Annotated in this window: 16 protein-coding genes and 1 riboswitch; of the genes, 11 read left to right on the top strand and 5 right to left on the bottom strand. The window is 65.9% G+C overall.

The genetic code is table 11. The annotated features are described in order from the left end of the window. Positions 1-109: 109 nt before the first annotated feature. A complete protein-coding gene (locus tag AB7M16_RS18680) occupies positions 110-1,279 on the bottom strand; it encodes a DNA topoisomerase IB (RefSeq protein ID WP_172787874.1) in 1,170 nt (389 codons plus the stop codon). 390 nt (positions 1,280-1,669) lie between these two features. Here AB7M16_RS18680 and acs point away from each other — a divergent pair, with 390 nt between their 5' ends. Beyond that, entirely contained in the window at positions 1,670-3,616 is a 1,947-nt protein-coding gene (gene acs / locus AB7M16_RS18685) for an acetate--CoA ligase (RefSeq protein ID WP_453944775.1), read from the top strand. Positions 3,617-4,056: 440 nt separating this feature from the next. Continuing rightward, complete coding sequence (locus AB7M16_RS18690) at positions 4,057-4,572, top strand: L,D-transpeptidase (RefSeq protein ID WP_172787872.1); 516 nt, start codon at positions 4,057-4,059, stop codon at positions 4,570-4,572. 54 nt (positions 4,573-4,626) lie between these two features. Here the strand turns inward: AB7M16_RS18690 and AB7M16_RS18695 are convergent, their stop codons facing one another. Further along, positions 4,627-5,214, bottom strand: coding sequence for a thermonuclease family protein (locus AB7M16_RS18695; RefSeq protein ID WP_453944778.1), 588 nt, complete (start codon positions 5,212-5,214; stop codon positions 4,627-4,629). Positions 5,215-5,440: 226 nt separating this feature from the next. On the opposite strand from AB7M16_RS18695, the gene AB7M16_RS18700 reads away from it, so the two are divergent. The 4 genes from AB7M16_RS18700 (at position 5,441) to cysN (ending at position 11,197) form a co-directional block, all read left to right on the top strand. Continuing rightward, positions 5,441-7,159 (top strand): methyl-accepting chemotaxis protein, encoded by a 1,719-nt coding sequence (locus AB7M16_RS18700; protein ID WP_453944780.1) that lies wholly within the window; start codon positions 5,441-5,443, stop codon positions 7,157-7,159. Positions 7,160-7,314: 155 nt separating this feature from the next. After that, on the top strand, positions 7,315-8,334 hold the full coding sequence (locus tag AB7M16_RS18705) for a sulfotransferase family protein (RefSeq protein WP_453944782.1): 1,020 nt from the start codon (positions 7,315-7,317) through the stop codon (positions 8,332-8,334). A gap of 5 nt (positions 8,335-8,339) precedes the next feature. Continuing rightward, on the top strand, positions 8,340-9,302 hold the full coding sequence (cysD, locus tag AB7M16_RS18710; RefSeq protein WP_453947222.1) for a sulfate adenylyltransferase subunit CysD: 963 nt from the start codon (positions 8,340-8,342) through the stop codon (positions 9,300-9,302). After that, the gene (cysN, locus tag AB7M16_RS18715; protein WP_453944784.1) at positions 9,302-11,197 is read left to right on the top strand and encodes a sulfate adenylyltransferase subunit CysN; all 1,896 of its coding nucleotides are present in this window, start codon (positions 9,302-9,304) and stop codon (positions 11,195-11,197) included. Before cysD ends, cysN begins: the two co-directional genes overlap by 1 nt. A gap of 40 nt (positions 11,198-11,237) precedes the next feature. On the opposite strand, the gene AB7M16_RS18720 is transcribed toward cysN, so the two are convergent. Then, on the bottom strand, positions 11,238-11,441 hold the full coding sequence (locus AB7M16_RS18720) for a DUF1674 domain-containing protein (protein ID WP_172787866.1): 204 nt from the start codon (positions 11,439-11,441) through the stop codon (positions 11,238-11,240). Between the two features lie 188 nt (positions 11,442-11,629). Here AB7M16_RS18720 and AB7M16_RS18725 point away from each other — a divergent pair, with 188 nt between their 5' ends. The 3 genes from AB7M16_RS18725 (at position 11,630) to purH (ending at position 16,610) form a co-directional block, all read left to right on the top strand. Next, positions 11,630-12,976, top strand: coding sequence for a transcription antitermination factor NusB (locus AB7M16_RS18725; RefSeq protein WP_439365055.1), 1,347 nt, complete (start codon positions 11,630-11,632; stop codon positions 12,974-12,976). A gap of 157 nt (positions 12,977-13,133) precedes the next feature. Continuing rightward, positions 13,134-14,852, top strand: a complete 1,719-nt coding sequence (locus AB7M16_RS18730) for a heparinase II/III family protein (RefSeq protein WP_453944786.1) — start codon at positions 13,134-13,136, stop codon at positions 14,850-14,852. Between the two features lie 59 nt (positions 14,853-14,911). Next, a riboswitch (ZMP/ZTP riboswitch) is annotated at positions 14,912-14,993 on the top strand. A gap of 24 nt (positions 14,994-15,017) precedes the next feature. Beyond that, a complete protein-coding gene (purH, locus tag AB7M16_RS18735) occupies positions 15,018-16,610 on the top strand; it encodes a bifunctional phosphoribosylaminoimidazolecarboxamide formyltransferase/IMP cyclohydrolase (protein WP_453944788.1) in 1,593 nt (530 codons plus the stop codon). Positions 16,611-16,765: 155 nt separating this feature from the next. Here the strand turns inward: purH and AB7M16_RS18740 are convergent, their stop codons facing one another. Further along, positions 16,766-18,151 (bottom strand): MFS transporter, encoded by a 1,386-nt coding sequence (locus AB7M16_RS18740; protein ID WP_439365057.1) that lies wholly within the window; start codon positions 18,149-18,151, stop codon positions 16,766-16,768. Between the two features lie 101 nt (positions 18,152-18,252). Between AB7M16_RS18740 and ggt the strand changes: the two genes are divergently transcribed. Continuing rightward, positions 18,253-20,004, top strand: coding sequence for a gamma-glutamyltransferase (gene ggt / locus AB7M16_RS18745; RefSeq protein WP_453944790.1), 1,752 nt, complete (start codon positions 18,253-18,255; stop codon positions 20,002-20,004). Positions 20,005-20,033: 29 nt separating this feature from the next. Here the strand turns inward: ggt and AB7M16_RS18750 are convergent, their stop codons facing one another. Beyond that, positions 20,034-20,699: a glutathione S-transferase family protein gene (locus AB7M16_RS18750; RefSeq protein ID WP_453944792.1), complete on the bottom strand. Its 666-nt coding sequence runs from the start codon at positions 20,697-20,699 to the stop codon at positions 20,034-20,036. A gap of 184 nt (positions 20,700-20,883) precedes the next feature. Between AB7M16_RS18750 and AB7M16_RS18755 the strand changes: the two genes are divergently transcribed. Continuing rightward, entirely contained in the window at positions 20,884-21,465 is a 582-nt protein-coding gene (locus AB7M16_RS18755) for a DUF2239 family protein (RefSeq protein WP_453944794.1), read from the top strand. The last annotated feature ends 62 nt before the right edge of the window (positions 21,466-21,527 follow it).

The following is a 21,527-nucleotide window of genomic DNA, read 5'->3' on the forward strand; positions in this document are numbered from 1 at the left end:
CGGTAGGGTGGGCAAAGGCGCGCCCTTCGCGCCGTGCCCACCACCTTTCACCATGAGCAAATGGTGGGCACGCTTCGCTTTGCCCACCCTACGAGAGTGCGGCGCGCCGTTACACCGCGGCGGTCGCCACCACCTGCGCCAGCAGCTGCTCGCGCCTCGCCTGCGAGCGCTGGCCCTTCATGGTCGCGGCGAAGCGCTCGAGGATGCCCTCCTCGAAGGCGGTGACGATGGTATCGTGGACGTAGCTCTTGCGGCAGATCGCCGGCGTGTTGGAGAGCTGGTCGGCGGCGGCGCGGATCGCATCCAGCACCTGCTTCTTGCGGCCGCGCTGGCTGCTCGCCGGCGTGATCCGCGACAGCGATTCCACCACGACGGCGGACGCCATCAGCGTACGGAAATCCTTCAGCGAAATCTTGATGCCGGCGATCTCGCGCAGAAACGCGTTCACCTGGGTGGTGTTGACCGCGCGCACGATGCCGTAGGCATCGCGATACTGGAACATGCGCTTGCCGGGAACGCTCTGCAAAATGCCGATGGCGCGCACCAGCTTGGCGGCGTCGCACTCCTTGCGCACCGCCTTGCCGCCCTTGGCCTTGAAGGTCAGCACGAAGCAATCGTCTTCCAGCGTGACGTTGGACTTCAGCAGCGTGGTCGCGCCGCGGGTGCCGTTGAGGCGGGCGTAGGATTCATTGCCGGGACGGATCGCGGTACGCGCGATCAGCTCGATCACGGCCGAGAGCGCGAACTCGCGTGTTGGCTCGTCACCGGACAGGAACGCCGAGACCTTGCGCCGGATTTTCGGCAGCGCGCCGACGAGCTTTGCCAGGCGATGCGCCTTGCGCTGCTCGCGGACCTTCTCCCAATCGGCGTGATAGCGATATTGCAGCCGGCCCGCGGCATCGCGGCCCACCGCCTGAAGGTGCGAGTTGGGATCGGCGGAGTAGCGCACCTCGCGATAGGCCGGCGGCACCGCCATGGCGTGCAGCCGGCGGATGGTGCGGGCGTCGCGGATATGCGCGCCGTTGGGACGGACGAAGGAATAGCCCTTGCCGCGCTTGATACGGCGGATGGTCAGCTCGTTCTGGTCGCCGAGCCGCAAGCCCAGCTCCTTGGCGAGGGCCTCGACCGTCGCCGCAGGCGCCGTGTCGTAGGTCTTCTTCGGGCTCGGGCGCCTGAAACCGGTCGGTTTCGGCCATTGTCCGAGGGCCTTGGCCAGGGCAATGGCTGCAGGATCGGCTGAAGCGGGCCGCATCGTCCCGAGATTCTGCTGATCCATCATAGTCTTATGCCTTAGCCCTGTCTGTTATCGATCAATGCCGCTGTTCTGATTTTTGTTCCGAAGGGTCTCTCTGGACCCGGGTTGGCCATTTAGGGTGTTCCGAACGCTATTGCGAGTCCCGAATCAGTGGGGAACGGTTCCTAAATACCTCCGACTGACGCATAGGGGCTCTGCGGCGTCCCTTCTGACGGCCTGGGTCAAGAGCCGAAAGGCGCCTATCGGCCTGTTTCAGAATTGCGACAGCGGGCCTTCCGGACCTTGATCCTCCGCATGGCCGGCTGCCCGCCGAAGGTCCAGCTTGTGCTCCTTGTCGGGTCCGGTTAGCCCGACGCATAATCCGTCAAACGATGCTGTCGGCATTGCCTGAGCTTGCCGCATGTGGAGGGAAGCATGTCCGAGAAGATCTACGACGTCCCCGCGGAGTGGGCGAAGCGCGCCTGGGTCGACCAGGCCAAGTACAAGGAGATGTACGCCCGCTCGATCTCGGACCCGAACGGCTTCTGGGCGGAGCAGGCCAAGCGCATCGACTGGATGAAGGCGCCGACGAAGATCGAGAACGTCTCCTTCGCGCCCGGCAACATCTCGATCAAATGGTTCGAGGACGGAATCCTCAACGTCGCCCATAACTGCATCGACCGGCATCTCCACACGCGCGCCCACCAGACCGCGATCATCTGGGAAGGCGACGATCCCTCGCAGTCCCGCCACATCACGTACAAGGAGCTGCACGACGAGGTCTGCCGGATGGCCAACATCCTGCGCACCCGCAACGTCAAGAAGGGCGACCGCGTCACCATCTACCTGCCGATGATCCCCGAGGCCGCCTATGCGATGTTGGCCTGCGCGCGGATCGGCGCGATCCACTCCGTGGTGTTCGCGGGCTTCTCGCCCGACAGCCTTGCTCAGCGCATCAACGATTGCCAGTCCAAGGTCGTCATCACCGCGGACGAAGGCCTGCGCGGCGGCAAGAAGGTGCCGCTGAAGGCCAATGTCGATGCCGCGCTCAGTAAAGCCGACGGCGTCGACTGGGTCGTCGTGGTCAAGCGCACCGGCGCCAAGGTGGACATGAACCCGACGCGCGACCTCTGGTACCACGAGGCCGCGGCGATGGTGACCACGGAATGCCCGGTCGAGCACATGCACGCCGAGGACCCGCTGTTCATCCTCTACACGTCGGGCTCGACCGGGCAGCCCAAGGGCGTGCTGCACACCTCCGGCGGCTATCTCGTGTTTGCCTCGATGACGCATCAATACGTCTTCGACTATCACGACGGCGACATCTACTGGTGCACCGCCGACGTCGGCTGGGTCACCGGCCACAGCTACATTCTCTACGGACCGCTGGCGAACGGGGCGACGACGCTGATGTTCGAGGGCGTGCCGAATTATCCGGATAATTCGCGGTTCTGGAACGTCATCGACAAGCACAAGGTCAACATCTTCTACACCGCGCCGACCGCGATCCGCGCGCTGATGCAGAGCGGCGACGAGCCGGTGAAGAAGACCTCGCGCGCCTCGCTCCGCCTGCTCGGCTCGGTCGGCGAGCCCATCAATCCCGAAGCCTGGGAATGGTATCACCGCGTCGTCGGCGACGACCGCTGCCCGATCGTCGATACGTGGTGGCAGACCGAGACCGGCGGCATCCTGATCACTCCGCTGCCGGGCGCCACCAAGCTGAAGCCGGGCTCGGCAACGCAGCCATTCTTCGGCGTGATGCCCGAAATCGTCGATGCCGACGGCAAGGTGCTGGAAGGCGAGACCACCGGCAACCTCTGCCTGACGCGGTCCTGGCCGGGCCAGATGCGCACGGTCTATGGCGATCACGCTCGCTTCGAGCAGACCTATTTCTCGACCTACAAGGGCAAGTATTTTACGGGCGACGGCTGCCGGCGCGACGCCGACGGCTATTACTGGATCACCGGCCGCGTCGACGACGTCATCAACGTCTCCGGCCACCGCATGGGCACCGCCGAAGTCGAAAGCGCGCTGGTGGCGCATGAGAAGGTGTCGGAAGCGGCCGTCGTCGGCTTCCCGCACGACATCAAGGGTCAGGGCATCTACGCCTATGTCACCCTGATGGCCGGCGTGCAGCCGACCGACGAGCTGCGCAAGGAGCTCGTGACCTGGGTGCGCAAGGAGATCGGTCCGATCGCCTCGCCCGACCAGATCCAGTTCGCCCCGGGCCTGCCAAAAACCCGCTCCGGCAAGATCATGCGCCGCATCCTGCGCAAGATCGCCGAGGACGAGCCGGGGAGCCTCGGCGACACCTCGACACTCGCCGATCCCGCCGTCGTCGACGATCTCGTCAAGAACCGGCAGAACAAGAAGTCAGCGTAAGGCAAGCTCGTGGCCCGGACGCAGCGCAGCGCTTCTTCAGCGTTGAGCTGCTGAGCCGGGGCCCATCTAACGACAAAGCGTGTGGCTTGCCGGGTCCCGGCTCTGCGCAGCAGCGTTTCACGCTGCAGCGCGTTCGGGACACGAGACTAGTTTTCGCGTCAGCCCCCAAAAGACAACAGCCATTCACACCCTCACGCTCTTGTCAGCGGGCGCGGTGGTGCGCCGGCATCTTTCCCGCCGAGTGTTGTTTTCAGGTCATTTACTTTATTTCGAACATTTCCTTTGTTCCCCCTGCTGGCCGGCCCTCGGCAGCCGCGCGTGGAAACCATTGGGTTAACGGGCGCGGTTAAGAATGAGCATCGACGAGGGCTTGGTGCGGCGGCGATTGCCGGGTTCTGCGTCATTTTGGACGATCCGTTTGGGGTTAAGGGGAAGCATCGATGTCGATGAGGATTGCGGTGGCGCTGGCCGCCACCATCGCGGCAGGGGCCTTGACATCGACGGCGGCGCAGGCGCGGCCGGAAATGGTGGGGTCACACCTGGCCGACTATTCGCCGGGCACCATCGTGGTCAAAACCAGCGAGCGGCGGCTTTATCTCATCCTCGGCAACGGCCAGGCCGTGCGCTATCCGGTCGGCGTCGGCAAGGCCGGCAAGCAGTGGGCCGGCACGACGCGGATCGACGGCAAATATCTCAATCCGGCCTGGGCGCCGCCCGCCGAGGTGAAGCGCGACAAGCCGAACATGCCCGACGTCATTCCGGGCGGCTCGCCGCGCAACCCGATGGGCGTTGCGGCGATGACGCTCGCCGGCGGTGAATATGCGATCCACGGCACCAACGTGCCGGGCTCGATCGGCGGCTTCGTCTCCTATGGCTGCATCCGCATGCTCAATGACGACATCACCGATCTCTATGGCCGCGTCTCCGTCGGCACGACGGTGGTCGTGACGCGCTGATCGAGGAGATCGCCAGAAGTCAGTCAAAGCCGCGTCGCTCGACGCGGCTTTTTGCTACCAGAAGCGCCAGCCCCGCGCGCACCAGCCGTCGCGATGGCCGCCATTGTAGCTGCGCACGTAGCCGCCCGCGAGCAGCGCGGCCGCGACGTCGGCGGTCCGTCTGGTCGCAACATCGGCGAGGACGCGCCCGTACTTGTCGGCGCCGAGATTGCCGATCGTGACGCCGCCCTGGCCGAGCAGATCGCGCAATGCGCGGGTCGCAGCTTCGGCCTTGTCCAGCTCCTCCTGGCAGGACGCCTTCAATTCAGGCGCATCGATGCCGCGCAGCCGAACGCGCGCAACGAGACCGCGGCCGTCACGGTGGCGCAGGCGCGCGAGAAAAGTGTCGCCATCGACGGTGCGGATGACCTCGACCGGACGGAGGTCGGCATTGCCGGTCTGCTGCAGGATAATTTCGGCATTCTGCCCCTGGTCGTCAGTCGCATGCGGCTGCGGCCAGTTTGTTCCGTGACGAAAGGTGATCACGATCGACACCGCCACGCCGACCACGAACATCCATGGCAGCAGGCCCGAGAATTGGCGGCGGAACGGAGAACCGCTGAACGACGACCGATGAGGATTGATACGACCGGGGGAACGCATCGTTCCACGCTAGAGCTGAGTCGGGCAACCTCGCAAGCGCGTGCCTTCCACGCACTTCAATGCCGACTGCGTCGCTATCGCTGTTCCAAGCGCTCTCCGGCGGTGACCCCCTGTAGTTGCACGGGTCCATCGGCCGTACTTCTACGGTCACTATCGAATGTTACCCAATTTTCAATCTTTGGTTGCGAATACGATTGCCGAAGGGTGACGATCCAAGGAGGCAGAGGTGGGGACATTCAGGTTTCGCATCGGAACCAAGCTCGGCATCGTGACGGGCATAAGTGTCGTGCTGGTCGGCGGCATGCTGATCAACCAGATGCTCGGTAACCGTTCGATCGCCGAATCCAATCGCCTGGTCACGATCAACTACCTCAACAAGGGCAATGCGCAGGCAGCGCAGACGGCGATGGCACGGGCGCAGCTCGCCGCTCTCGAACTCGGCTCGGCGCCGACAGCCGGAGAGGTCGACAGGCTCCTCGAGCTTCTCCGCACCCGAGGGGGCGAGGCCGGGTCGGAAATCGATGCCGCGACCGAGCGGGCGACCCGGAAGGTCACCCAGGACGCCTACCGTGAGACCAAAAAATTCGTGGAAGCGTATCTGACCAGTGGCATCGAGCTGGCGGGGGCGCAAAAGGCCCTCATTGCCGCTCCTGCCGGTGGTGCCAGGATTGCAGCGGAATCGGCGAAGGCAAGCATTCTCGCAGAGCACATGCGTCCGGCCGCTCTGGAAGTCAGTAAACGCATCGACGACCTCGTCGGCGTCGCCAACGAATTCGCCGCGCGCCGCAAGGGCGAGATGCTCACCGAGCTGGACCGGGTCGCCAATTTCGCATTGATCGTCGGCGTATTCGTCGTTCTGACGTTGGTCGGGTCCGCGGTGTTTTCCGTGATGAGTATCGCCAGGCCGGTCCGTCGCATCGGCGACGTGCTGCTGCAACTCGCGGGCGGCAACAAGGCGATCGAGATTCCCTACACGGGCCGCGGCGATGAAGTCGGCGACAACGCTCGCGCCGCCCAGACCTTCAAGGAAAATCTGATCCGTATCGAGCAGATGGAAGCCGAGACGAAGAATCAGGAAATCGCCGCGGCCACTCAGCGCAAGCAGGAGATGACGCGGCTCGCGAGCGCATTCGAAACTGCGGTTGGCGGTATCATCGACTCCGTGTCGGCGGCCTCCCACCAACTCGAATCCGCCGCCGGCACACTGTCCGGCACGGCGGAACAGACCCAGCAGCTCTCGGGAATGGTCGCCGCCGCTTCGGAAGAAGCCTCCACCAACGTCGGAGCCGTGGCGTCCGCAGCCGAGGAAATGAGCACGTCGGTCGTCGAGATCGGCCGCCAAGTGCACGATTCCAGCCGCATCGCTAGCGACGCGGTCAAGCAGGCCGAGCGCACCGACGTCAGGATCAATGAGCTGCTCAAGGCTGCGGGCCGCATTGGCGACGTCGTCAAGCTGATCACCGCGATAGCCGAACAGACCAATCTCCTGGCCCTAAACGCAACGATCGAGGCGGCGCGGGCGGGCGAATCCGGCCGCGGCTTCGCGGTCGTCGCCAGCGAGGTCAAGGCGCTCGCAGCACAAACCGCGCGTGCGACCGAGGAGATCAGCGCACAGATCGCCGGCATGCAGGCGGCGACCGAGGATTCCGTCGGCGCGATCAAGGAGATCGGCGCAACCATCGCCCGCATCTCGGACATCTCGACGACGATCGCTGCGACCATCGAGGAGCAGGGCGCGGCGACGGCCGAGATTGCGCGCAACGTCAGCGAAGCCGCCAAGGGCACCGTCGAAGTTGCGAACAAGATCGCGCAGGTCAGTCAAGGCGCCAGCGCCACCGGCGCGGCATCGGGACAGGTGCTGGCATCGGCGCGCTCGCTGTCGAGCGAAAGCAGCCTCTTGAAGACAGAGCTCGAGAAGTTCCTCAAGACCGTGCGCGCGGCCTGATCCGCAAAACGTCGGCGAGCATTCGCAGTGCTCGCGGGCGTGGGCGGCACCCCCCGGGATTCTCCGGGTTTGACGACAGCCACCCCACAACTATAGCCTGCATGTTATGCCGCAAGCAACCTCGTTTGCGGAACCACTAGAGTGAGCTCCCCCATATGAACATCGACGGGACTTTCCCCGATTCGCTCCAACGAATCGCCGATCTGATTCGGCAACAGCACGGCTCCCTCGATACTTTGCCGCTTTCGTCGGTCGGCGAATTCCAGACCAGGACCGTCACGCTTGAGAGCTTGATGCGCGAGGTCACCGGGTGCCTTGCGGAGAATTTCCGGCATCGCCCGGCGCAAGACTTCCCGATACTTTATTTTGCATGCGGCAAGGCTCGTGTCGGCTCGACGGCTCTGAGCAATCTGTTCGGCATGACGGGGATGCCGTCATATTACCAGCCGCTGAAGGCGATCTTGCGCGACGCGCTCGTCGGCCGCCCGCTGACGCCCTGGATCGTTCCATCGGCCACCGACGAGCCGCACATCTTCAGCAAGGAAACGACCGGGCCCTACGTGCTTGCCGAGAGCCTGTTCAATCCGTTGCAGCTCTTGATCGAAGCGGGCTATCCGCGGCACCGGCTCCATCTCATCATGCTTGATCGGGAGCCGGCGAGTTCGCTGGCGTCGTGGCTCGACAAGCTGATCTCGCGCGCGCCAGCAGACGTGTTGCTGCGGCACTATGTGGTCGCAGCGCTCAGCGCGGCTCGGGTCTCTAGCTACGCCGAGCGGCAGGGCGTTCCCGTCACTCACTACGTCTACGAGGTGAGCAAGGAGGCTTTGTCGTCCGTACGCGTCTTGTTCGACCGCCTCGGACTGTCCGGCAGCTTTACCGAGAATGCCGTGACGTCGTGGCGGGAGCCCGGACAAATGGAGGCGAACAACGCGCGCGTCATCTTCCCGAGCGAAGCGGCGATCTACAAGGTGCCCAATCTTCACACCTCCGACAGCGCCTATCGCTACCAGCGCCGCGCGACGGCCTCTCTCAGCGAAGCTCAGCTCGAAACTCTCGAGCGCTGTGGGGTCAATGAATCCTATCGCACCTCCGTTGCGGCCTGCGTTCGCGATCTCGGCCTGAATACGGCGATGTCGGCGCGACTGTTCGGCGATTGGTTTGCTGCGGCCGCTTGATGAGCATGCTGGACATCTCCACGACCGCCAGATCCGCCCTCCCTGAAAGGGCCGGCGGCAAGCAGCTTCACGTCACAAGCCATCTCCGACGGCTGGAGGCGGAAAGCATCCACATCCTGCGAGAGACGGCGGCCGAGTTCCGCAAGCCGGTCATGCTGTATTCGATCGGGAAGGATTCGTCGGTGCTGCTGCATCTGGCGATGAAGGCCTTTGATCCCGGCAAGCCGCCGTTTCCGCTGCTGCATGTCGATACGACGTGGAAGTTTCGCGAGATGATCGCGTTTCGGGACCGACGCGCGCGCGAGCTCGGCCTCGACCTGATCGTCCATACCAACGCTGACGGATTGAGCCAGGGCATCGACCCTTTCACCCACGGCTCGGCCCGCTACACCGACGTCATGAAGACGCAAGCGCTGCGACAGGCGCTGGACCTCCACGGCTTCGACGCCGCGATCGGAGGCGCGCGGCGCGACGAGGAGAAGTCGCGCGCCAAGGAGCGCGTGTTCTCGCACCGCAGCGCTGCGCATCGCTGGGATCCGAAGAACCAGCGGCCGGAGCTGTGGGGCCTGTACAACACGAGGCTCGCGCCCGGCGAGAGCATGCGGGTGTTTCCACTGTCGAACTGGACCGAGATCGACGTGTGGGACTACATCCTGCTCGAGGACATCCCGATCGTTCCGCTCTATCTCGCAGCTTCGCGCCCCGTGGTCGAGCGCGACGGCGCGTTGCTCATGGTGGACGACGACCGGATGCCGCTCCAGCCTGGCGAAGAGCCGCAATGGCGCTCCGTCAGGTTTCGCACCCTCGGCTGCTATCCCCTCACCGGCGCAACGAGCTCAACGGCGGCAACGCTGCCCGAGATCGTGCAGGAGATGATGGCATCGCGCACCTCCGAACGACAGGGACGCATGATCGACCGGGACAGTCCCGCATCGATGGAGCGCAAGAAGGCGGAAGGTTATTTCTGATGTCCTATCACGAGGCACCGACGATCGCCGCGTCCGATGCGCCGCGGCTCGAGCATGACGATCGGCCGACGCTGCGTTTCGTCACCTGCGGCAGCGTCGACGACGGCAAGAGCACGCTGGTCGGCCGGCTGCTCTACGATTCGAAGACGCTGCTCGACGACCAGCTCGACGCGCTCGCCTCGGAGAGCAAGACCGCCGGAACCACCGGCGGCGACCTCGACTTCGCGCTGCTGGTCGACGGGTTGCAGGCCGAGCGCGAGCAGGGCATCACCATCGACGTGGCCTACCGCTTCTTCGCCACGAAGCTGCGCCGCTTCATCGTCGCCGACACGCCGGGACATGCGCAATATACCCGCAACATGGCGACCGGTGCCTCCAATGCCGACCTCGCCGTGGTGCTGGTCGACGCGCGCAAGGGCGTGATCACGCAGACGCGGCGCCACAGCCACATCCTGTCGCTGCTCGGCATCCGCCACGTCGTGCTCGCCGTGAACAAGATGGACCTGATCGGATTCGACGGTGATCGCTTCGCTTCCATCACCGCCGAATACCTGACTTTGGCCGGCCAGCTCGGGATCTCCCAGGTCCAGTGCATCCCGGTCGTGGCGCCCGACGGCGACAACATCGTCGCCGCGAGCACGCGCATGCCCTGGTACACGGGGCCGACCATTACGGCCTATCTGGAATCTGTGGACGCGGCCGGGGACGCCTCGCAGCAGCCGTTCCGGCTGCCGGTGCAATGGGTGAGCCGGCCGCATGCGGATTTTCGCGGCTTCTGCGGACGGATCGCGAGCGGGACGATCGCGGTGGGCGATGCAGTCCGCGCGCAGCCGTCGGGACACCAGACCCGCATCGCACGCATTCTCACGCCCGCCGGCGAACGCAATCACGCAGGGCCGGGCGAGTCCATCACCCTCACGCTCGCCGACGAGATCGACGTCAGTCGCGGCGACGTGCTGACCGCCGGATCTGCCGCGCCGGTGTCGGACCAGCTCGCGGCCCATCTCGTCTGGTTCGATGACGAAGCCATGGTCGCCGGCCGGCGCTATCTGCTCCGGTGCGGCGCCGCCTCGAGCGGCGCGGTGATCACGACGCTCAAGCACCGGATCGCCATCGACACCAGGGTGCGGGAAGGCGCCACCACGCTCGACGTCAACGAGATCGGCTATGTCCATCTCGGTCTCGACCGGCCGCTGGTGTTCGAGGCCTATCGCGACAACCGCGACATGGGCAGCTTCATCCTGATCGACCCGATCAGCCATCGCACCGCCGCGGCGGGAATGATCGACATGTCGCTCCGCCGCGCCACCAACGTTCATTGGCAGCGGCTTGCGGTCGACAAATCCGTGCGAGCCCGGCTGAAGCAGCAACGGCCCTGCGTGCTCTGGTTCACGGGGCTGAGCGGCGCCGGCAAATCGACCATCGCCAATCTCGTCGACAGCCGGCTTGCCGAGCTCGGGCGCCATGCCGCGTTGCTCGATGGCGACAATCTTCGTCACGGCATCAACAGCGACCTCGGCTTTTCCAATGCGGAGAGAACGGAGAACGTCAGGCGCGTCGCGGAGATCGCGGCACTGTTCGTCAATGCCGGCTTGATCGCGCTGGTGGCGCTGATCTCGCCGTTTCGCAGTGAGCGCGAGCTGGCCCGCCAGCGGCTCGAAGCGGGTGAGTTCATCGAGATCCACGTCGCGACGCCGCTTGCCGAATGCGAGCGCCGCGATCCCAAGGGGCTCTATCGCAAGGCCCGGGCGGGCGAGCTGCCCGCATTCACCGGCATCGATCATCCCTACGAAGCGCCGCTGGCACCGGACATCACCCTCGACACCTCGGAGCTGTCGAGCGAGGCGGCCTGCGAACGCATCATCCGCTACTTGCGAGAGCACAATTACCTGTGACGACCGGGACGAGCCATGCCGGCGTTATCCGGCCGCAAGTTCAGAAGTCGGAAGCGATGCCCTTGCGCTCCCAATCGCCGTAGCGGGTGGGCTCGGGCCCCTGCGGACCCTGCAACTCCTTCGCCTTGACCTCGGCCTCGTTCTTGGCCTGGGCGGCCGCAGCCTGCCGGCGCGCCTCGGCCTCGGCCAGCGCACGCTGGGCGGCCGGCGACAGCGGCTTGCGATCGGGAACGGGGTCACTCATCGCCGCGCGTTCTAGCGCAGGACCGGGCGTAACGCGATGCCCAATAACGCATTCCTGAAATCGGCTCGGAGCGCTGAAAAACCCGCAAGCGATTCTTACATTTGGCATATTCGCGTGTCAGAGATCGAGTTCTCAAGGCATGCGCCCATTGCGGCGGAACTGCCGCTCGTTCAGAACCTTGCTTCCGCATGCCATCTCAACGTTTCGTCCCTCCGTCCGAAGTGCCCGGCCTTGCGGCGCGACGGATTGCCGCCGACATCGTCGACGGCGTGCTGCACAAGCACCGCACGCTCGACGACCAGCTCGACGGCGGCGGTGCCCATCCCGGACTGAAGACGCTGGCCGACCGCGACCGCGCGCTGATGCGGCGCCTGGTCGCCACCGTGCTGCGCCGGCTCGGCACGCTCGGCCATGTGCTGTCCCGCCTGCTTGACAAGGGCATCCCCTCCGAAGCGCCGCGGGCGCAGAGCGCACTTCTGATCGGAGCCGCGCAAATCCTTTGGATGGACGTTCCGGATCACGCCGCGGTCGATCTCTCCGTCCGCCTCGTGCAATCCGACCGCCGCGCCGCGCGCTATGCCGGCCTCGTCAATGCCGTGCTGCGCCGCTGCGCGCGCGAGGGCAAGGCGCTGGTCGAGGAGGTCGCGACGCAATCGCTGGATCTGCCGCCATGGCTGCTCGCGCGCTGGAGCGCGCATTATGGCGAGGCGACCGCACGAGACATGGCATCGGCGCTCGGCCACGAGCCTTCGCTCGATCTCACGGTGAAATCGGATCCCGCGCAATGGGCGAGCCGCCTGCATGGTGAGACGCTGCCGACGGGAACGGTGCGGATGCTGCTGCACGGTGCGGTGACCATGCTGCCCGGCTTCGCCGAAGGACAATGGTGGGTGCAGGACGCCGCCGCCGCGTTGCCCGCCCGGCTGTTCGGCGACGTCAAGGGCAAGTCCATTGCCGATCTCTGCGCCGCCCCCGGCGGCAAGACCGCGCAGCTGGCGCTATCAGGCGCGCATGTGACGGCGATCGACCGCTCGCCCGCGCGGGTGGCGCGTTTACGCGAAAACCTGACGCGGCTGTCGCTGCAGGCCGAGACCGTCGTCGCTGACGCCGTCGAATGGGCCGGCCCGGCCGAGGCATTCGACGGTATTCTGATCGATGCGCCCTGCACCTCCACCGGCACGATCCGCCGGCATCCCGACGTCGCATGGCTGCGGCAGGAATCCGACATCGCCCCCCTGGCCGCGCTCCAGCAGCGGCTGCTGAAGAAATCCGTTTCGTTGCTCAAGCCGGGGGGGACACTGGTCTATTGCACCTGTTCGCTGGAACCCGAGGAGGGCGAGCAGGCGGTGGCGGCGCTGCTCGCCGCCGAGCCCGCGCTTCGCCGCGCCCCAATCATGGCGTCGGAGGTTGCGGACCTCGGCGAAATCCTCAACCGCGACGGCGATCTGCGCACCCTGCCCTGCCATCTCCCGAACGCCGATCCCAGGCTCGGCGGGCTCGACGGATTTTTCGCGGCCCGGCTCGTTAAATCCTGATTTTGCACTGGATTTTGCGACCACGACGCTGATTCGCGCCGTTCAAGGTGGTGTCAGACGTCCGATTTTGGGATTAATAAGGATTCGTCACTGATCCTCTCCCCCATCAAGGCAAGGCGTGTCGGTCGCTCAACGCAGACGTATCTCGACGCTGGTCATGAACCGCTTCGCGCGGAACATGCTCGCGCGCGCGAGCGGCGGTTCCGTTGCGCTGTCGCGGGTCTGGCCCGGCCGCACCGACCGGCTGATCATCGCTCCGCATGACCTGCGCACCGCGGACGCGACCCGAGCCGCCGAGATCTATGCCGGCCGCTTCGTCTTCGCCGGCAAGATCGTCAATTGCCACGGCCGCTCGATCTTCGATCTCGAGCCGCCGTCCGAGGATTGGGAGGTTGCGCTGCTCGGCTTCGGCTGGCTGCGGCATTTGCGCGCCGCCGACACGGCGCTGACGCGGGCGAATGCGCGCGCACTCATCGAGGACTGGATCGGCAACCCCGCCAACAAGCGCCGTCCCGTCGCACGCCGCGCCGATGTGCTGGCGCGGCGCGTGATCTCGCTGCTGTCGCAGGCGCCGCTGGTGCTGAACGAGACCGACAACAAGTTCTACCGCCGCTACTTGCGCGCCCTCGCGCGCGAGATCCGCTTCCTGCGCTACACCATGGTCGACATTCCGGACGGGGTGCCGAAGCTGCAGGTGCTGATCGCGCTGTGCTATGCGTCCCTGTGCCTCGCCAACCAGACACGTCATATCCGCACCGCCTCGAAGAAGCTGTCCGACGAATTGCAGCGGCAGATCCTTCCCGATGGCGGCCACATCTCGCGTAATCCGGGCGCGCTGATCGAACTCCTGATCGACCTCTTGCCGCTGCGGCAGACTTTTGCTGCGCGCAACATCGCGCCGCCGCCGGCGCTGCTCAATGCGATCGACCGCATGATGCCGATGCTGCGCTTTTTCCGGCACGGCGACGGCAATTTCGCCCTGTTCAACGGCATGAGCGCGACGTCTTCGGACCTGCTCGCGACGCTGCTCGCCTATGACGACACCCACGGCGCGCCGATGGCGAACATGCCGCATACCGGCTTTCAGCGCCTCGATGCCGGCCAGACCACCGTCATCATCGACACCGGCCCGCCGCCGCCGGCGGGCGTCAGCCACGACGCCCATGCCGGCTGTCTGTCGTTCGAGCTGTCCTCCGGCATCAGCCGCATCGTCACCAATTGCGGCATGCCGACCACGGGCCGCGACAATTGGCGGCCCTTCGCGCGCAGCACGGCGGCGCATTCGACGCTGACCTATCACGAGACGTCGTCATGCCAGTTCGTCGAGATGTCGGCGATGAAGCGGCTCCTGCACGGCGCGCCCGTCACCAGCGGCCCGGTCGAGGTCGAGAGCTATCGCGAGGTCGTGCAGAACGGCACGCTGCTCACGACCTCGCATGACGGCTATCTCGGCAAGTTCGGCGCGATCCACCGCCGCGTGCTGATGATCGCCAATGACGGGGCGCGCATCGACGGCGAGGACACGCTGTCGCCGCCGCAGGGCGGACGCTTCAAAGGCGCCGATGCCGATTTCGCGGTGCGCTTCCATCTGCATCCGGCGGTGAAGGCGAGCCGGCTGTCGGATGCGCGCGGCGTCATGCTGGTGCTGCCGAACCGCGACGTCTGGACCTTCGAGGCATTGGACGACAAGGTCGATCTCGAGGACAGCGTATTCCTGGCCGGCAATGACGGCCCGCGCCGCACCGCCCAGATCGTGATCCGTCAGAACGCCCGCCAGGCCCCCTCGATCCGCTGGAGCTTTGTCCGCTCCACCGCCTCGCCCGCGGTGACCAATGCCCGCCGCAACGCCCGGCGCGAGCCGGAACTTCCGTTGTAAACAGGCGCGATCCGGCCCCGTCTACCCGTTGAGAGCGACGCCAAAAGCTGCTATCGAGCGCTCGCTCGCGCGACTGGCGACCTTGGATGGAGCACCATCGGGAAGCGCGGGACGTATCCGCCGCGCGCCTGGGCATAGACACTCCCTGAACAGAGGATCTTGCTCATGACTGATCATCCCCGCCGCGTCACCCGCGCTCTCCTTTCCGTCTCCGACAAGACCGGCCTGATCGAGTTCGCCAAGGCGCTTGCCGCGCACGATGTCGAGCTGGTCTCGACCGGCGGCACCGCTAAAGCGATCGCCGCGGCCGGCCTCAAGGTGAAGGACGTCTCCGAGCTGACCGGCTTCCCCGAGATGATGGACGGCCGCGTCAAGACGCTGCATCCGAAGGTGCATGGCGGCCTGCTCGCGATCCGCGACAACAAGGACCATGCGGAGGCGATGAAGGCGCACGGCATCGCGCCGATCGACCTGCTCGTCGTCAATCTCTATCCGTTCGAAGCGACCGTCGACAAAGGCGCGGGCTTCGAAGATTGCATCGAGAACATCGACATCGGCGGCCCCGCGATGATCCGCGCCGCTGCGAAGAACCATAACGACGTCGCCGTCGTGGTCGAGGCGCAGGACTATCAGGCCGTGCTCGACGAGCTCGCCGCCAACAAGGGTGCGACCACGCTGGGCTTGCGCCGTCGGCTGGCCGCAAAGGCCTATGCGCGCACCGCGGCCTATGACGCCGCAATCTCCAACTGGTTCAACCGTCAGCTCGAGATCGACGCGCCCGACTTCCGCGCTTTCGGCGGCCGGCTGATCCAGTCGCTGCGCTACGGCGAGAATCCGCACCAGAGTGCCGCATTCTATGCGACCCCGGACAGGCGCCCCGGCGTCTCCACCGCGCGGCAGCTCCAGGGCAAGGAGCTCTCCTACAACAACATCAACGACACCGATGCGGCCTATGAATGCATCGGCGAGTTCGACGCCAAGCGCACCGCGGCCTGCGTCATCGTCAAGCACGCCAATCCCTGTGGCGTCGCCGAAGGACCGAACCTCGTCGAGGCCTATCGCCGGGCGCTGGCCTGCGATTCGACGTCCGCGTTCGGCGGCATCATCGCGATGAACCGTCCGCTCGATGCCGACACCGCGCGCGAGATCACCAAGATCTTCACCGAGGTGATCATCGCGCCCGATGCCAGCGACGAAGCGATCGCCATCATCGGCGGCAAGAAGAACCTCCGCCTGCTGCTTGCCGGCAGCCTGCCCGATCCGCGGGCGCAGGGCCTGACGGCCAAGACGGTGGCCGGCGGTCTGCTGGTGCAGAGCCGTGACAACGCGGTCGTCGACGACATGACGTTCAAGGTCGTGACCAAGCGCGCGCCGACCGACGCAGAGATGCGCGACCTGAAATTCGCGTTCCGGGTCGCAAAGCACGTCAAGTCCAACACCATCATCTATGCCAAGGATCTCGCCACTGTCGGTATCGGCGCGGGCCAGATGAGCCGGGTGGATTCCGCGCGGATCGCGGCGCGCAAGGCGCAGGATGCTGCTAGCGAGCTGAAGCTCGCCGAGCCGCTCACCAAGGGTTCGGTGGTGGCCTCGGACGCGTTCTTCCCGTTCGCCGACGGCATGCTCGCCTGCATCGAAGCCGGCGCCACCGCCGTGGTGCAGCCTGGCGGCTCCATGCGCGACGACGAGGTGATCAAGGCCGCCGACGAGCACGGCATCGCCATGGTGTTCACGGGCACGCGGCACTTCAGGCATTGACACGATCTGCGTAGCGGGCTGCAAGAGCTACGACGATCCTGTCGACCTCGTCATTGCGAGCGCAGCGAAGCAATCCAGAATCTTTCCGCAGAGGAAGTCTGGATTGCTTCGTCGCTTCGCTCCTCGCAATGACGGGGTGAGATCACGCAGTGTAGCTAGTCTCGCACCCGCATCAGTAACCCCAGCCCCGCGACGAAGAACACGACCAGCACGGCCATGCCGGCCTTCTGGCTGGCGGTCAGCGCGGTGACCATGCCAATCAGGAGCGGGCCGATGAAGGACGTCACCTTCCCGGTCAGCGCGAACAGGCCGAAATACTGCGCGATGCGGTCCTTCGGTGCGAGGTGGATCAGCAACGTGCGGGAAGCGGCCTGGAGCGGGCCGCCGGCTGCACCGATCAGGCAGCCCAGCACGAGATAGGCGCGCTCGGCCGCACTCGAGAACAGGGGAGCGCCTGCTTGCGGCGGCGCCGTCTTGACGAACAGCACACTGTCCTTGTCGACCAGGAGGATCGCGGCCACCGACAGCAGCAGGACCAGCAGGCTGCCGGCGATGACGCGCTTGGGCCCGAGACGATCATCCAGCTTGCCGCCGAGCCAGGCGCCGAGCGCACCGGCAATCGCGAGCATGATGCCGAACGTCCCGATCTGGATCGTATGCCAGCCGAAGGTGCCGGCGGCATAGATGCCGCCGAAGGCGAACAGCGACACCAGACCATCGGTGTAGATCATGTTGGCGAGCAGGAATGCCGCGAGCGATTTCTGCCTCGGCAGACTCTCGATCGACTGCTTCAGCTCCGACAAACCCTCGCGTAGCGCCTCGCGCAACGGCCGCTTCGCCGGGTAATCCGGCGTGAACAGGAACATCGGCGTCACGAAGATGATGAACCACAGCGCGGTCAGCGGGCCGGCGGCACGGTCGCCCTGATGCGTGACGGGATCGAGCCCGAACAACGGCGTGAAGCCGAGCAGCGTGCGGCCGGTCTCGGGATTGGCAGCGAGGAAGCCGAGCACGATGATCAGGCTGACGATGCCGCCGATGTAGCCCGTGGCCCAGCCGGTGCCGGAGAGCCGGCCGATCCGCTCCGGTGGCACCAGGGTCGGCATCATCGCATTGTTGAAGACGGTGGCGAATTCCGCGCCGATGCTGGCGAGCGCCACCGCAGTGAGCAGCGGGGGAATGACGGCGGCATCGCCCGGCTTGCCGATCCACAGCGTGCAGGACGCCAGCACCAGAACCGCACCGAACCCCGCGATCCACGGTTTCCTGCGGCCGGCGGCGTCGGCGATCGCTCCCAGCACCGGCGACAGCAGCGCGATCGCAAGGCCCGCCGCAGCCATCGCAAAGCCCCACAGCGACTGCCCGGTGGCGGGATTTGGTGCCACGCTGGTCGCGAAATAGGGCGCGAACACGAAGGTCGTGATCAGCGTGAAATAGGGCTGCGCAGCCCAGTCGAAGAAGATCCAGCTGACGACGGCAGCGCGCGGCGGGTAGGACCGCGGCGCGCCAGCCATACGCAGATCCGGGGCGATCGTCGTCATCACGCAGTCCTCATCACGAACAGTTTTGTCTCTCTCGGCGCAAACCGTATAGCATTACCGAGACAGCTGTGAACCGGGTCGAGCGTGCGACGGTAATTTCGATGAAGTCGTCATATACAACACGGCGAACCTTTTTCGCGATCGTCGCCAGTCTGGCGTTCGCTCTCACGCCGGCGGCCGCTCAGGACGCGCGGTCGGGCTATGTCCCGCCGGCACGCGATGCGGTGCGGGCCGTCGCCGCCGAGCACGGCATGGTGGTGGCGCAGGAGAAGATCTCCGCGCAGATCGGCGCCGACATCCTGCGGCGCGGCGGCAATGCGATCGACGCCGCAGTCGCGACCGGCTTTGCGATGGCGGTGACCTATCCGCGTGCCGGCAATATCGGCGGCGGCGGCTTCATGGTGATCCATTCCGCCGACCGCAATGAAGACATCACGATCGACTATCGCGAGACCGCGCCGGCCGCGACCACGCCGCAGATATTCCTCGGCGCCGACGGCAAGCCTGACACGACGAAGTCACGGGATTCCGCGCTCGGCATCGGCGTGCCCGGCACCGTCGCGGGCCTCGCGCTCGCGCTCGACAAATACGGCTCGGGTCAGTTCACGCTGGCGCAACTGCTGGCGCCCGCGATCGCGCTCGCACGCGACGGCTTCATCGTCAGCGACGACATGGCCGATACGCTGCCGAGCTGGCACCGGCGGCTGGCACGCTGGCCTTCCTCGGCCAAGCTATTCTCGCGTCCGGATGGCACGCCGCTGGGCGAAGGCGATCGGCTGGTGCAGGGCGATCTCGCCGAAACGCTGGCAGCCGTCGCCGCGCAGGGGCCGCGCGGATTCTACGAGGGGCCGGTCGCCGATAAACTCGCCAAGGCGGTGACCGATGCCGGCGGCATCATGACGCCGGCCGACCTCAAGGCCTATCAGCCGGTCGTCCGCACGCCGGTGCGCGGCAGCTACCGCGGCTATGACATCGTCTCGATGCCGCTGCCTTCGTCCGGCGGCGTCGTGCTGATGGAGACGCTCAACATCCTCGAAGGCTTTCCTCTGGCCGATTTGAAGCAGGGGTCGGCGGCGTCACTGCATCTCTTGATCGAAGCCATGAAGCGCGCCTATGCCGACCGCGCCCGCTATCTCGGCGATCCCGCCTTCGTCAATGCGCCGATCGAGACCCTCATTGCGAAGGACTACGCCGCCAAGCTGCGCGCGGGCATTTCCCCCGAACGCGCTACGCCCTCGAAGGAGCTCGTGGCCGCTTCTGCCACGCCGCGTGAGGGCAGCAACACCACGCATTTTTCCGTCGTCGATGCCCGCGGCAACGCCGTCAGCAACACTTACACGCTGAACTTCAGCTACGGCGTCGGCCTCGTCGCCGACGGCACCGGCGTGCTGCTCAACAACGAGCTCGACGATTTCACCGCGGCGGTCGGCGCCTCCAACGCCTATGGCCTCGTCGGCTTCGAAGCGAATCTGCCCGGACCCGGTAAGCGGCCGCTGTCGTCGATGTCGCCGACCATCGTGCTGAGGGACGGCAAGCCGGTGCTGGTGACGGGCTCGCCCGGCGGCAGCCGCATCATCTCGACCGTGCTCCAGGTGATCGTGAACGTGCTCGACTACAAGATGGATGTTGCGGCCGCCGTGGCAACGCCGCGGCTGCACCATCAATGGCTGCCGGATGAAGTGCGCCTCGAGCGCGGCTTTCCCGAGGGCGTGCTGCTCGAGCTGAAGGCGATGGGGCACCTTGTCGTCGAGCCGATGGGGCAGACATCGGCCAACTCGATTCTGGTGACGCCGAACGGGCCACTCGGCGCAGCCGATCCGCGCACGCGCGGCGCGGAGGCGGCGGGGCAGTAACTGCTTCCGGAATGACGGGGTGAGGGACTTTACCGCCCGACCTGATAGGGCCCGCCCTTCTCAAGCGCGCGGTTGTACGCAGGCCGGGCGTGGATGCGCTCCAGGAACGCCATCGCCTTGGGATGGCCCTGCTCGAGCCCGCCGCGGGCTTGGGCGGCTTCGAGCGGAAAGCTCATCTGGATGTCGGCCGCGGTGAACTCGCTGCCGGCGAACCACTCGCTCTTCGCAAGCTCGCCTTCCCAATAATCCATGTGCTGCTTGATCTGCGGATTGACCAGCGCGGTCAGCGCCTGGTTGCAGACCTTGCGCACCAGCGGGCGCAGCAGCGCCGGCGCGCGCTTCGGCATCAGCGTGAACAGCAGCTTCAACAGCAGCGGCTGCATCGCGGATCCTTCCGCATAGTGCAGCCAATAGGTGTAGCGCAGCCGCTCCGGCGTGTTCGCCGGGGGGGTCAGCCGTCCGTTGCCATAGGTGGCGATGAGATATTCGATGATCGCGCCGGACTCGGCGATGGTGTTGCCGTTGTCGGTGATGACGGGCGATTTGCCGAGCGGGTGGATGGCGCGCAGCTCCTTCGGCGCACGCATGTCCGGCTGGCGCTGATAGCGCACGATCTCGTAAGGCACGCCCAGCTCCTCGAGCAGCCACAGCACGCGCTGCGAGCGGGAGTTGTTGAGGTGGTGAACGGTCAGCATCGCGGGGTCCTCAAGGCTTGGACTTAGGCTTAAACTTGGACTTGGGCGTGGTCCCGCGCCGTTGGTGCCAGCCCGGGAACACATTGTCGAGCCGTCGCTGCGGATATTTTCACCCGGGTATATTGACCCGGGGAATTTACCCGGGTATTAAGCCGGCAACGCGATCAATATGGTAATGATTCCAATGCAAGGGACCTACACAGCTTTCGCCGGCCAGCGCCGGCTGGCGTCCGGCACGGCGGGCGATGTCGCGCTTGCCGTCAAGCGTGCCACGCAGCCGCTGGACCAGCCGATCATCATCTTCGACGACGGCACGGGCCGGTCGATCGATTTCGACCTGCGCGGTGACGACCGCGAGGTGCTGGCCCGGCTTGCGAAGCTTGCCCCGCCGTCGGCTGAGGCGACGGAAGCGCCCGCAGAGCCGCGCGGACGCGGCCGGCCGAAGCTCGGCGTGGTCGCGCGCGAGGTGACCTTGCTGCCGCGGCACTGGGAGTGGCTCAACGCGCAGGCCGGCGGTGCTTCGGTCGCTCTACGCAAGCTCGTCGACGAGGCGAGGCGCGCCAGCGGCGACAAGGACCGCGAGCGTCAGGCGCGCGATGCGGCCTACCACTTCATGTCGACCATGGCCGGCGACCTGCCGCAGTTCGAGGAAGCTTCGCGCGCGCTGTTCGCAGATGACCGGCGGCGCTTCACCGGGCTGATCGCCGACTGGCCGGCCGATATCCGCGACCACATCGTCAAGCTCGCCTACAGCGACCGCGCTTAAACCGCGCATCGCTCTTCACAACCCCATCGACGGCCGAGCCGCGCATTGCGCGGCAACGGCTT

The organism is Bradyrhizobium sp. USDA 372 (assembly GCF_053629095.1).